This is a genomic window from Aliigemmobacter aestuarii, assembly GCF_004799285.1.
Lineage (GTDB): Bacteria > Pseudomonadota > Alphaproteobacteria > Rhodobacterales > Rhodobacteraceae > Aliigemmobacter > Aliigemmobacter aestuarii.
The window spans coordinates 1-12,995 of sequence record NZ_SSND01000003.1 but is presented as its reverse complement, the minus strand read 5'-3'; the positions used below and the strand labels follow the sequence as shown (position 1 = coordinate 12,995).

General features: G+C 65.1%; 12 protein-coding genes and 1 pseudogene. 11 read left to right on the top strand and 2 right to left on the bottom strand.

Annotated elements, in window-relative coordinates; genetic code table 11:
• Positions 1-4 precede the first annotated feature (4 nt).
• On the top strand, positions 5-880 hold the full coding sequence (locus E7811_RS11295; protein ID WP_136394770.1) for a 5-oxoprolinase subunit B family protein: 876 nt from the start codon (positions 5-7) through the stop codon (positions 878-880).
• Positions 870-1,838 (top strand): 5-oxoprolinase subunit C family protein, encoded by a 969-nt coding sequence (locus tag E7811_RS11290; protein ID WP_136394769.1) that lies wholly within the window; start codon positions 870-872, stop codon positions 1,836-1,838. The genes E7811_RS11295 and E7811_RS11290 overlap by 11 nt, the downstream gene beginning before the upstream one ends.
• A 34-nt stretch (positions 1,839-1,872) precedes the next feature.
• Here the strand turns inward: E7811_RS11290 and E7811_RS11285 are convergent, their stop codons facing one another.
• The gene (locus E7811_RS11285) at positions 1,873-2,817 is read right to left on the bottom strand and encodes an AraC-like ligand-binding domain-containing protein (RefSeq protein WP_136394768.1); all 945 of its coding nucleotides are present in this window, start codon (positions 2,815-2,817) and stop codon (positions 1,873-1,875) included.
• A 275-nt stretch (positions 2,818-3,092) separates the two neighbouring features.
• On the opposite strand from E7811_RS11285, the gene capB reads away from it, so the two are divergent.
• From capB to E7811_RS11245, 8 genes are read left to right on the top strand one after another with little or no spacing between them, the layout of a single operon-like run.
• Entirely contained in the window at positions 3,093-4,850 is a 1,758-nt protein-coding gene (capB, locus tag E7811_RS11280) for a caprolactamase subunit beta (protein ID WP_246020402.1), read from the top strand.
• Between the two features lie 13 nt (positions 4,851-4,863).
• Positions 4,864-6,954, top strand: coding sequence for a caprolactamase subunit alpha (gene capA / locus E7811_RS11275; RefSeq protein WP_136394766.1), 2,091 nt, complete (start codon positions 4,864-4,866; stop codon positions 6,952-6,954).
• Entirely contained in the window at positions 6,951-7,703 is a 753-nt protein-coding gene (locus tag E7811_RS11270; protein WP_136394765.1) for an ABC transporter ATP-binding protein, read from the top strand. Before capA ends, E7811_RS11270 begins: the two co-directional genes overlap by 4 nt.
• The gene (locus E7811_RS11265; RefSeq protein ID WP_136394764.1) at positions 7,700-8,434 is read left to right on the top strand and encodes an ABC transporter ATP-binding protein; all 735 of its coding nucleotides are present in this window, start codon (positions 7,700-7,702) and stop codon (positions 8,432-8,434) included. Before E7811_RS11270 ends, E7811_RS11265 begins: the two co-directional genes overlap by 4 nt.
• Positions 8,434-9,348 (top strand): branched-chain amino acid ABC transporter permease, encoded by a 915-nt coding sequence (locus E7811_RS11260; RefSeq protein WP_168733005.1) that lies wholly within the window; start codon positions 8,434-8,436, stop codon positions 9,346-9,348. The genes E7811_RS11265 and E7811_RS11260 overlap by 1 nt, the downstream gene beginning before the upstream one ends.
• Positions 9,348-10,397: a branched-chain amino acid ABC transporter permease gene (locus tag E7811_RS11255; RefSeq protein ID WP_136394763.1), complete on the top strand. Its 1,050-nt coding sequence runs from the start codon at positions 9,348-9,350 to the stop codon at positions 10,395-10,397. Before E7811_RS11260 ends, E7811_RS11255 begins: the two co-directional genes overlap by 1 nt.
• Positions 10,398-10,421: 24 nt before the next feature.
• On the top strand, positions 10,422-11,600 hold the full coding sequence (locus E7811_RS11250; protein WP_246020400.1) for an ABC transporter substrate-binding protein: 1,179 nt from the start codon (positions 10,422-10,424) through the stop codon (positions 11,598-11,600).
• Between the two features lie 59 nt (positions 11,601-11,659).
• Positions 11,660-12,103 carry a GNAT family N-acetyltransferase gene (locus E7811_RS11245; RefSeq protein ID WP_136394762.1) on the top strand — a complete coding sequence of 148 codons (444 nt, stop codon included), beginning with the start codon at positions 11,660-11,662 and terminating at the stop codon, positions 12,101-12,103.
• Here the strand turns inward: E7811_RS11245 and E7811_RS18345 are convergent.
• Positions 12,100-12,765, bottom strand: coding sequence for a nuclear transport factor 2 family protein (locus tag E7811_RS18345; RefSeq protein WP_136394761.1), 666 nt, complete (start codon positions 12,763-12,765; stop codon positions 12,100-12,102). The genes E7811_RS11245 and E7811_RS18345 overlap by 4 nt on opposite strands.
• Before the next feature lie 89 nt (positions 12,766-12,854).
• Between E7811_RS18345 and E7811_RS11235 the strand changes: the two are divergent.
• A pseudogene (locus E7811_RS11235) lies at positions 12,855-12,995 on the top strand (lytic transglycosylase domain-containing protein); the annotation flags it as partial.

Genomic DNA, 12,995 nt, shown 5'->3' with positions numbered 1-12,995 from the left:
TATCATGTCGATCCGATTCAGCTTCGGGGGCGACGAGCACATCTTCGGAGAGGTCTCCGAATCCATGTCGCTTGAGGCCTTCTTCATCTCGCTGTCGATGACCAATGCGGTCAGGGCGGCGGGCATCAGGGGCGTGACCGAGATTTGCCCCGCCAATGCCAGCTTTCAGGTCAAGTTCGACCCCGACGCGATCAAGCCGGGCGACCTCTTGAAGGAATTGCAGGGGATGGAGGCGGCAGCGGCGCAATCGGATGCCAGCCTCAAGACCCGGATCATCGAAATCCCGGTCTACTATCAGGACCCCTGGACTCACGAGACGCTGATGCGCTTCCGCGAGCGCCATCAGGACCCGTCCAAGACCGACCTCGAATATGCCGCCGAGATCAACGGGCTGGGAACGGTCGAAAATTTCATCAAGGCCCATTCCAGCCAGCCCTGGTTCGTATCGATGGTGGGCTTCGTGGCGGGGTTGCCGTTCCTCTACCAGATGGTGGAACGCAAGCGGCAGCTTGAAGTGCCGAAATATCTGCGGCCGCGCACGGACACCCCGAAGCTGACCGTGGGGCATGGCGGGTGCTTTTCCTGCATCTACTCGGTCCGGGGCGCGGGCGGGTATCAGATGTTCGGCGTCACGCCGATGCCGATCTACGACCCGACGCAAAAGGTTTCCTACCTTCAGGACGAGATGTGCCTCTTCCGTCCCGGCGACATCGTGAAATGGAAGCCGATCAGCCGCGACGAATACGACGCGGCGCTGGAAGCGGTGGACGAAAACCGTTTCGAGCCGGTGATCCGCCCGGCGACCTTCTCGCTGTCCGAGTTCAACAAGGACATGGCCGGGACCAACGCCAAGCTGATGGAGGCTCTCAATGGCCGTTAAGGTAATCTCATCAGGCCTTTCCACGACGGTGCAGGATCTTGGCCGTCCGGGCTATTACCACCTTGGCATCCCCCTGTCGGGCGGGATGGACCGTTTCGCCCTGAGGGTCGCCAACATGCTGGTCGGAAACGACGAGGGCGCGGCGGTCCTGGAAGCGGTGTTCATGGGGCCGGAACTGGAATTCACCGCCGCGGCGACCGTGGCCGTGACGGGGGGCGACCTGCCGCCGAAGCTGAACGGGGAAGAGCGCGCCGGCTGGGAGGCGTTCCCGGTCAAGGCGGGCGACAGGCTTTCGTTCGGTTTCCTGAAATCTGGCGCAAGGGCCTATATCGCCGTCTCTGGCGGAATCGACGTGCCGCTGAAGCTGGGATCGCGGTCCACCTACACGCTGGGTGCGCTTGGCGGCCATGAAGGGCGCGCCCTGAAGGCCGGCGACGAACTCCCGGTCGGCAAGGGCGGTGCGGGCAAGGGCAGCGTTCCGACGAACCTGCGGCGGATGCCCGGCAATCCGGCCGAGTTGCGGATGCTGCCGGGCCTCTACTGGCACCGGATCACGGCAGAGGCGGGCACGCGTTTCTTTGCCGACACCTGGAAGGTCGCGCCCGAGGCGGACCGGATCGGCTATCGCTTCCGGGGCGGCACGGCGCTGGATTTCGTGCCGCGCGAACAGCCCTTCGGCGCGGGATCGAACCCGTCGAACATCGTCGACGCCTGCTATCCCTATGGCTCGATCCAGGTTCCGGGCGGGACCGAACCCATTGTGCTGCATCGCGACGCGGTGTCGGGCGGGGGCTACATGATGCTGGGCTGCGTGATCAGCGCCGACATGGACCTGATCGGCCAGCTTCAGCCCCACGCCCCGGCGCGGTTCGTCGAGGTTTCGATGGATCAGGCGCTTCAGGCCCGGCACGACCGGCAGGCCGCGCTGGCCCGCGTCCGGTCGCATCTGGGGCTCTGACTGCAGGGGGGCGCGCGGGATGGCTGCATATGCATCAGGCCCTCACCCGCGCCTCCTTCGGCGTCACCCCGAAACGCGCACGGAAGGCGCGCGAGAACTGCGCCTGATCGGTGAAGCCGCGGGCATAGGCAATCTCGCCGATGGCGCGGCAGTCCAAGGGGTTCGTCAGGTCTTCCATCGCCGCCTGAAGCCGCGTGTCGCGGATCCACTGGCCAAGCGTCATGTTCGTGTCGCGCAAGAGTTCATGCAGATAGCGGACCGAGATGCCGCAGCCCCCCGCCACCTCGTCCGGTCCCAGATCGGGGTCGTCGATATGACGGCGGACAAAGGCCTCGATCCGCGCCAGATGCGCCGCGCGGACGGTGGAGGCGCCCGAGGTCAGCACCCGTTCATCCGACTGGATCGCCAGCGCCAGCAGGTCCACCAGCTGACGGCCCACGGTGGCGCGGGTTTCCTCGGTCATCGAATCATAGCGCGCAGGGATCAGATGCATCATGTCCACGAACAGCCCGTTTGCGCCGTTCGTGGCGTCGAACTGCAACGAACAGAACCGGTCCGGCGCGCGGATCCGGCCGCCCAGCATGTCCTTCGGCAGCTTCATCACCCACAGGTCGGCCGGATCGGCATGCGAGAATTCATAGGGTTCCTGGCTGCGTTCGATGAAGAAGGCGCCGGGGTTGGCGCGCACTTCCTTGCCGCCTTGCGCGAACCGCACTTCGGACTTGGCGGGCAGCGTCACCAGGAATTCCTCGGGGCCGGGTTCGCGAAAATGCTTGGGCAGGCGACGATAGAGCAAGCCATCGGACGTCAGCCGCGAAATCGACACGCCGCCAAGGTCCCAGGTCGTCAGTTCGCCGTCAAAGGCCTCGGGGCGGCGAAACGTCAGGTCCAGCGGAAAATAGGCCCGCGCGATCGTCTCATGCCAGTGCCGGCTTCTTGCCGTCTGTTCGACGCCCCGTGTGGTGATCGTGTTCTTCATCGCGCTCTTCCCCCTTCCGACCATCAGGCCACGGACGGGCGAGTCGGACAAGCAGCCAACACGCACCACTGCACGGAAACGCAAAAGGCGGTGCATCCGGTGCAAAGACGCAGACACAACCCCGCCGCTAGCCTTTCCCGATCAAAGGCGCAACAGACGCCGCGCAACAGGGATGGCAGACACGGGAAAAGGGCCTTTCGCCCTTCCGGCACTCTTTTGCGCGGCCCCAACCGGAGGGCTTCGTGATGGCGAGCAAGCCAAGAAAGAAGGTTGAAGTGGATCCGATCACCCTGTCGGTGGTCCGCGGCATCCTCGAGACCACGCAGCGCGAGATGACGCTGAGCCTGGAAAAGACCGCAAGGTCCAGCGTGTTCAACCTCGCGCATGACTATTCGACGGCGCTGTTCAACCATCGCCCCGAGATGATCCTGCAGGGCCAGGACATCCCGATCCACCTCGGCTCGCTGATCCCGGCGATGAAGGTCGTCGCGAAGTATTTCGAGGGCGACATCCACGAAGGCGACCTGATCATCCACAACGACCCGGCCTGGGGCGGCAGCCACGCGATCGACACCTGCTTTTACAAGCCCGTGTTCTGGAAGGGGAAGCTCAAGTACTGGACGGTGTGCAAGGGCCACCTGACCGATGTGGGCGGGCCGGTGCCTGCGGGCTACAACCCCAACGCCAAGGAAATCTATGCCGAATGCCTTCGCATCCCGCCGGTCAAGGTCTGGGACCGGGGCCAGCCGCGCAAGGATGTGCTGAACCTTTTGCTGACCAACATGCGCGCCCGGCGTGACCAGGAAGGCGACTTCAACGCGCTGATCGGCGCCTGCCAGGTGGGCGAACGCGCGCTTCTGGCGATGCTGGAAAAATACGGCGAGGAACAGGTCGATGCCTGCATCGAGATGCTTCTCGACATGGCCGAACGGCAGATGCGCGGCCTGATCGCCGGGGTTCCGGACGGCACCTACGAAGGCTCGGCCATCCTCGAGGACGCAGGCCACGGCTATGGCGACTTCGAGATCAAGGCGACGGTGACGATCAAGGGCGACAACTGCCACATCGCGATCTCGAGCCCGCCGCAGATCCCGTATTTCATCAACAGCTACGAGGGCAACAGCCATTCGGGCGTCTATCTGGGCCTGATGATGTTCGCCCAGCTTCCGCCCCCCTACAACGAAGGGCTGTATCGCTGCGTGTCGGTGGATTTCGGCCCCAAGGGCACAATCTGCAACGCCGCGGAACCCGCCCCGCACATGAACTGCACCACCACGCCGATGGAAACGCTGACCGACGCGGTGCGCCTTGCCTTCGAAAAGGCGGTTCCGTCCAAGGTGTCTGCCTCGTGGGGGCATGCCAACGGCCTGAATATCGCAGGCTGGGACAAGCGGCATGACGAGGAATATGTGACGATGGTGCTGGCCACCATCATTTCGGGCGCGGGCGCCACGCCCTCGCAGGACGGCTGGCACGCCTGCGGGCCGGAATGCTGCTTCGGCGCGCTGACATCGGGCGATGTGGAGCTTCTGGAATACAGCTACCCCATCATCATCCACCGCTATTCCCTGATGACGGATTCGGGCGGCGCCGGGAAATTCCGCGGCGGGTCGGGCACCGCCTGGGAGGTGGAGCCGCTGAACGACGACATGACCTTCATCACCTTCGGCGAGGGTCGCCGCATCCCTGCCGTGGGTGCGGCCGGGGCGGCCTCGACGATGATCGACACCAAGGTCGGCCGGCTGGAACTGGTCGAGGGCGAGCGGTCCGAAACCATCCGCGAAAATGTCATCAAGGTCATCAAGCCCGGCGACCGCATCACCAACATGAACCCCGGCGGCGGCGGGTATGGCAACCCGCTGGAGCGCGCGGTCGACAAGGTCGTCTGGGACGTGAAGAACGAACTCGTCTCGATTGACGGAGCAAGGGAGGATTACGGCGTCATCATCACGGACCCCAACACGTTGCACGTGGACATCAAGGCAACCGAAGAGCTGCGTGCGCGCCGTCGCGCCGCAGTGGCCGCGAAGTGAGGGGGGACAAAAGATGAAATCCGATTACCGACTGGGCATCGACGCGGGCGGCACCTTCACGGACTTCGTGCTGGCCGACAAATCCGGGCAGGTGCGCCTGTTCAAGGCCCTTTCCACGCCGCAGGACCCGACGCTTGCGATCCGCAACGGGCTGGCGCTTATCTCCGAGGAACTGGGCGTCCCGGCCAACGAGGTTGTGTCGAACTGCGATCTTTGCATCAACGGCACGACGGTGGGCCTGAACGCGCTGATCACCCACAAGGGCGCGAAGACGGGGCTGATCTGCACGGCCGGCCACCAGGATTCGCTGGAAATCCGTCTGGGCCACAAGGAAGACGGCTATCGCTATGACCCCGAGTATCCGCCGGCCACGATGCTGGTGCCGCGCTATCTGCGGCGGGGCGTGCGCGAACGGGTCCTGTCCGACGGCACGGTGCGCGAGGCGCTGAACGAATCCGACGTGCGCGCCGCCTGCGAGCTTTTCCGCGCCGAAGGCGTCGAGACGGTGGCGATCAGCTTCGTCTGGTCGGTGCTGCACCCCGACCACGAACGCCGCGCCGGCGAAATCGTGCGCGAGATGCTGCCGGGCGTCGTCCTCACCCTCGGGTCCGAGCTTTATCCGCAGGTGCGGGAATACACGCGCACCTCGACGGCGGTGGTGAACGCCTATCTGGCGCCGATCATGAAACGCTATGTCGAGGCCGTGGACAGCTATTTCCGCAGCCTCGGTGCGCGGCAACCCGTTCGCTACTACCAGTCGAACGGCGGTCTGGCGATCGGCCAGGCGATGACGGACCGGTCAGTCTATGCCATCAACTCGGGGCCGGCCTCGGCCCCGGCGGCCGGGCAGTATGTCTGCGAACCCTTCGGCAAGAAGGACGTGATCACCGTCGACATGGGCGGCACGTCCTTCGACATCACGCTGACCAAGGACGGCAGCACCAATATCAACAAGAACATCGACTTCCTGCGCTACCGGATCGGCGTGCCGATGATCCAGGTGGAAACGCTGGGTGCCGGTGGCGGAAGCATCGGCTGGATCGACGAGATGGGGTTGATGCAGATGGGGCCGCAATCGGCGGGTTCCGACCCTGGCCCGGCGTGCTATGGGCAGGGTGGCAAGCTGCCCACCGTGTCGGACGCCAATCTGGTCCTGGGGTATCTGAACCCCGACGGGCTGGTGGGCGGGCGCCTGCCGCTGGATGCCGCGAAGGCGCATCAGGCGATCAAGACCAACCTCGCCGATCCCCTGCGCATGAGCGTGGAACGCGCCGCCTATGGCATGTTCACCATCGTCAACGCCAACATGGTCAACGGCATCCGCCGTGTGACGGTAGAACGCGGCTACGATCCGCGCGACTTCGTGCTGGTCGGCGCGGGCGGGGCGACGGCGGCGCATATCACCGCGCTTGCCGACGCGATGGGGATCGACACCATTGTCCTGCCGAAACTCGCCTCCGGCCTGTGCGCCTTTGGCCAGATCATCTCGGACGTGAAATACAACTACATGGCCACCGCGCCCCTGCGGCTGGACAATGCCGCCGCCTATGCGCGGATCGACGAGCTTTTCACCCAGATCGAAGGGCAGGGCGTCGCGCATCTGAAATCCGACGGCTTCAAGGGCAAGGACGTTGTCACGAAGCGCAGTCTCGACATGAGGTATGTCGGACAAGTTCATGAATGCACGGTGGAAATCGGAAACTTCAAGGTGGACGCGAAGTCGATCGAGAAGATCAAGGACGCCTTCCACAAGCGCCACAAGGAACTTTACACCTATGCCGAACCTGCCTCGACCGTCGAGGTGGTGAACATCGAAAGCACCCTTTACGGCGTGGTCGACAAACCCGCCCGAATGAAGATCGGCAAGGGCGTTTCGCCGCAGAAGGCGCTGAAAGGCCATCGCGATGCGGTGTTCAGCGCCGATGGCAAACGGATCCGGACGCCAATCTACGACGGCACCCCGCTTGGCGCAGATGCCGTCATCAAGGGACCGGCGGTGATCGAAGAGGTCACCACCACCATCGTGATCGAACCGGGCTGGACCGCACGGCTTGATGCCAGCGGCTCCTACCTTGTGACCCGTGATCGGAAAGGAGCGAAATGAGCCATCTCAGCGCTGACAAGGTTTCTGTTTCCTTCGCCGGGCTCAAGGCGCTGTCGGGCGTGGACCTGACGGTTGCCCCGGGCCAGATCGTCGGGCTGATCGGCCCGAACGGGGCCGGCAAGACCACCCTTGTCAACGTCCTGACCGGGTTCCAGTCCGCAAGCGAAGGGGCTGTCCTTCTGGAGGGTCAGCCCCTTTCGGGCCTCAAGCCGCATGAGGTGCGCCGGGCCGGCATCGCCCGGACCTTCCAGGGCGGGCGGCTGTTCCGCGACCTGCCGGTGATCGACAATCTGGAGGTCACCGGCGTGGGCCTTGGCCAATCGCGCGCCGCGGCGATCGCCGAAGCCGAAGAGATGCTCGACTGGGTCGGCATCGGCCCGCTGGCGGGCCGCATCGCGGGCGCCCTGCCCTATACCGACGAACGCCGCGTCGCCATCGGGCGGGCGCTGATGGGGCGGCCGAAGTTCCTGCTTCTGGACGAACCCGCCGCCGGGATGAGCGCGCAGGAAGCGGCCGAACTGTCGGCCCTGATCCGGCGGATCGCGACCGAGATGGGCTGCGGGGTCCTGCTGATCGAACACAACGTGGGCCTGGTTCTGGGCCTGTGCGATCACATCGTCGTGCTGGACAGCGGCGCGGTGATCGAAAGCGGCCCCCCTGACGCGATCCGGGCCAGCGAGAAGGTGCGCCATGCCTATATGGGCAGCGCCGCCGACATCGACCTTCCCGTGCTGGAGGTGGAGGCATGAGCCTTGTGTCGCTTTCCAACGTCTCGGTCCGCTACGGGCGGCTGACCGCCGTCCGCGGCGTGACCTTCACCCTTGCCGAGGGCGAGATCCTGTTCATCACCGGGCCGAACGGCGCGGGAAAATCCTCGCTTCTGCGGGCCATTGCCGGGGTGACACCACCGGCGGGCGGCAGGATCGACTTTGCCGATCACGACATCACCGGCCGCGCGCCCGAGGATATCGCGCGCCTCGGCCTGTCGATGGTGCCCGAAGGCCGCGACGTGTTCGGCAGCCTGACCATCGAGGAAAACCTGATGGTTGGCACCGGGATGCATGCCCGCGAACGCAGCTGGAAGGCCCGCGCAGCCAACGAGCTTGAGGCGGTCTATGCCACCTTCCCGATCCTGAAGGAACGCCGCCATACGCAGGCCGGCCTGCTTTCGGGCGGCCAGCAGCAGATGCTGGTGATCGGACGCGCCCTGATGACGAACCCGCGCCTTGTCGCGATTGACGAACCCTCGCTGGGTCTGGCGCCAAACATCACCGACCAGGTCTATGAACGGCTCATCACCCTCAGGGCGGAACGGCGCCTGACGCTTCTGATCGTCGAACAGTCCTCGACCCGCGCCATGATGGTGGGCGGGCGGATGATGCTGATGCGCGGAGGGGAAATCCTTCTGGACGGAGATGCGCGCGCCCTTGGCCAGAGCGAGGCGATGCAGGCCGCCTATTTCGGATACGGAGAGCATTGATGGCCCCGATCATGCAGGTTGTCTTCGACGCGCTGTCCCTGGGGTCCCTCTATGCCCTCGGGGCCTTGGGGATCGCGCTGATCTTCGGCGTTATGCGGCTGGTGAACTTCGCGCATGGTGACGTGATCGCCTTCTGCGTCTTTGCGCTTCTGTGGCCCTCGGTCGATGCGGTGGCCATCATCTTTGCGGGCAACCTTCCCTGGTTCCTGCTGATCCCCTTCACCCTGGCCGTGGGAGCGGGTCTGTCCGTTCTGTCCGAGGTCGTGGTCTTCCGCCGGTTCCGCCGCGCCAATCCCGCGACGATGATGATCGCGTCCTTCGCGCTTGGTTTCGTGATCCGCTATTTCCTGCTGATGCTGTTCTCGAGCCGGCCGAAAAGCATCTCGCTTCTGCCGGGGCTAAGCCAGCCGGTCGAACTCTTGGGCGCGCGCATCCCGCTTTTGCAACTCATCACCATCCTCGTGACCATCGCGGTGCTGATCGGCCTGACCGCCTTCCTGCGCCGGACGCGGTTCGGCCTGGAAATGCGGGCAGCGGCCGAGAACTTCACCATGGCGCGGATGCTGGGGGTGCGGGCGAACCGCGTCATCATGGGGGCCTTCGCGCTGTCGGGCGCGCTGGCCGCGGCGATTGCGCTGATCCTCGGGTCGCAGACGGGCACGGCGAACATCATGATGGGGGCATCGGTGATGCTGATGGCCTTCATTGCGACCGTGATCGGGGGCATGGGCAGCCTTGCCGGCGCGGTGATCGCGGGCTTTGCCCTGGGGGCCATCGCGACGGTGATGCAGGTGATCCTGCCGCCCGATGCCCGCGCCTTCCGCGACGCCTTCGTCTACGGCGCCGTCATCCTGGTCCTCATCTTCCGCCCGCAAGGTCTGCTGGCGGCCCGCGGCACGAAGGAGCGCGTGTAATGGCCCGTCCTTCCATGCTTCGCCGCACCATCGCGACCCCGCTGATCCTGTCGGCGCTTCTGGTGGCCTTCGCGCTTGTCGCCTGGCTTGCAGGGTCGCGTCCGTTCAACCAGACGGTGATCGACATCTTCCTTCAGGTGATCTTCGTCGTCGGGCTTTACACCTTCGTCGGGAATTCCGGGGTCATCAGCTTTGGCCACATCGCCTTTGCCTGCCTCGGGGGCTATGTCGCGGCCTGGACCACGATCAAGCCGATGATGAAGGGCGTGTCCATGCCCGGACTGCCCGACTGGCTGATGCAGCTTGAAATCCCGTTCTGGGCGGCCGCCGTGGCGGGTGGAGGGTTCGCGGCCTTCTGGGCGCTGGTCTTCGGCGCGGTGCTGATGCGGCTGTCGGGGATCGCCGCCTCGATCGCGACCTTCGCCATGCTGGCGATGGTGAACTCGATCTACTCCAACTGGACCAGCGTGACGGCGGCGACCTCCTCGGTCGTCGGCATCCCGATCGTCCGCACCGTCTGGCCCTACCTGATCGCCGCGATCATCGTCGTCTTCATCGCATGGGCCTTCGCGATCAGCCGCTATGGCCTTGCGCTGCGGGCGGCACGGGACGAACCCACCGCCGCCGCCGCCAGCGGCGTCGATATCCCCCGCGTGCGGTTGATCGCCTTCGTGATCAGTGGCGCCATCATGGGCGCGGGCGGCGCGCTTTACGCCCATTCCATCGGCCTTGTGACGCCCGACACCTTCTACCTTGGCCTGACCTTCACCACCCTTTCGATGCTGGTCGTGGGCGGCATCGGCAGCCTGTCGGGCGCGGTTCTGGGCGTTCTGATCCTGTCCAGCCTGATCCAGGGCCTGCGCTGGCTGGAAGCGGGCGTGCAGGTGGGTGCCAGCACCATCGCCCTGCCGGGCGGGGTGCAAGAGATCGCGCTTGGCGCGGTGATGATCCTCATCCTCATGTTCCGGCCCGCCGGGATCATGGGCAACAGCGAACTGACCGGGCGGATCGCCCGGACGGAAAAGCCGGGCGAACCCGGTGAGAACTGAAACCAACCAACAGGAGATGAACCGATGAAAAGACTGACAGCGATCCTCGCCGCCACGACCTGCCTTTCCGGGGCGGCCTTCGCCGATGACGAACGCATCGTCGTCGGCTTCGCCACCGCCGAGACCGGCTTCATGCAGGCCTATGACAAGCCCGCACAGGACGCCGCCATGATCCGGATCGCGGAAATCAACGCAGCCGGCGGGCTTCTGGGCAAGCAGATCGAAGTGGTCAATGCCGACACCAAGACCGACCGGGCCGAAGGCGCGAAGGCGGGCCTTTCCGTCATCGACCAGGGCGCCGACATGGTCGTGGTATCCTGCGACTACGACTTCGGCGCGCCCGCAGCCCTTGCCGCGGAGTCGAGCGGCCTGATCTCGTTCTTCCTCTGCGCGGAATCGATCAAGGCCGGCATCCAGGGCGTGGGCCCGAATTCCTTCTCGGCCTCGGTCCTTGCCGCCGTGCAGGGCGCGACGATGGCGGAATGGGCCTACAACAAGAAGGAGGCCCGGACCTTCTATCGCCTGCTCGACACTTGGACCGAATACAACAAGGGCATCTGCGACGGTTTCGACTGGATGATGCCGCAACTGGCCGACGCGACGCTGGTGGGCGAGGATACGTTCCTGAACGAGGATGCCTCGATCGCGGCCCAGATCACCCGGATCAAGTCGCTGCCCGAGGAACCCGACGCGATCATGCTCTGCACGATGATGCCGGGCGCGGTTTCGGCCATCAAGCAGCTGCGCGCCGCCGGGATCAACTCGATGATCCTGAACGGTTCGGGCGTGGATGGCAGCTACTGGCTGTCGGCTGTTCCCGATCTGTCGAACTTCTTCGTGCCGGTTCAGGGCTCGATCTACGGGGATGACCCGAACCCCGACGTGACCGCCTTCAACGCCAAGTTCAAGGAGGTGACCGGCGGCGATCCGTCGACGCAATACACCTATCCCGGCTATGTGATGATCGACGTCTGGGCCAAGGCGGTGGAGCGCGCCGGCACGACCGAGACAAGCGCCGTGGTGGCCGAGCTTGAGAAGATGAACGGCGAACCCACGCTGTTTGGCCCGCGCACCTTCACCAGCGAACTGCATCACCAGAACCAGGCCCGTTACCTGATCGTCGAAACCAATGCCGGCAAGCCCGGCGTGGTGGATGAATGGACGATCTCGGCGCCCATTCCGGTGGCCGACCTGATGAAGTAAGGCGTCCCCAGGGTCTGGCCGGCCCCACCCCGGGGCCGGCCTTTTTCATCGGAGGCAACATGTCCGACATCCTCATCCGCCCCCTGCGCGCGACGGACGAAGCCGATTGGCGGCGCCTTTGGACGGGGTATCTGGACTATTACGAAACCACGGTGCCCGAGGTGGTCTATGCCACGACCTTCGCGCGCCTTCTGGGCGATGATCCTCAGGATTTCAACGGGTTGATCGCCGAATCCGGCGGGCGCGCCCTGGGGCTGACGCATTACCTGTTCCACCGGCACTGCTGGAAGGTGGAAAACGTCTGCTACCTTCAGGATCTGTACGTCGATCCATCTGCACGCGGAACCGGAATGGGCCGCCGCCTGATCGAGGCGGTCTATGCAGCCGCCGATGCCAACGGCACGCCTGCGGTCTACTGGCTGACGCAGGACTTCAACGTCGCGGGCCGCCGCCTTTACGACCGGATCGGCAAGCTGACACCGTTCATCCGTTACAACCGCTAGCCGCGCGCCTTGCGGTAGCTGTCCTTTAGCGCGATCAGGTCGCCGTCGAAGGCAAAGACATCGCAGCCCCGCACATCGACGGCGGCGCCCTCCGTCGTGGTGCCGACAAACCGCCAGGTGGACAGGCCGGTATCCCCCGTCACCACATGGGCGCCTTCGGTCCAGGCTGCCTCGGGGAAGGTCTCGAAGATCGCCGCATAAGCCGCGCGCACGGCATCGCGGCCACGGTGCACCCGGCCCTCGGCCCCCGGCCCCGCAGCCGCGTGAAAGGCGCAATCGGCCGACATGCAGGCCATGAGCCCGTCAAGGTCGCGCGCGTTGAACGCGGCCATCAGGCGTTCCATCGTTTCCCGTCGCCTGTGGGCGATGGCGTCATCCACCACCTCGACCTCGAGAAACGACAGGGGCGCCGTGCCCGAGCCATTGGTCACATTGTGTTCGACGCCGACCCGGCGGGAATAGGGAACACCCTGCCGCAATTGCGCCTCGGCCTGCTGGCCGCCGGGCATGTCGAGCTTGAGCGTTCCGTCGGTCAGGGGCACGATCACATAGTCATGACCGTGCCGGTGCCAGCCGGTCTCGGCCCCCGGCGCAAAACGCCACTCCGTCACCTTGAAGCGGTCGTCATCGATATGGACAACGGGTTCGGCAGTTCCGGTCATGTCCGCGCCCCTCCAGCATCGTGAAAGCCCACCTGCCCTAACCATCGCCGACCGGGCCCCGGCTCGGCAAGCGGAAAAGCGAAGGCCCCCGGACGCCCGTTTCCGGCGTTGCGGATGCGATGAATCCCGTCCAGAACATCAAGGGCGGTGTGGCCTATCTTGACTGGCTGATGAAGGAATTCGACCGCGATCCGCTGATGGTGCTGGCCGCCTACAACGCGGGCGAGGGG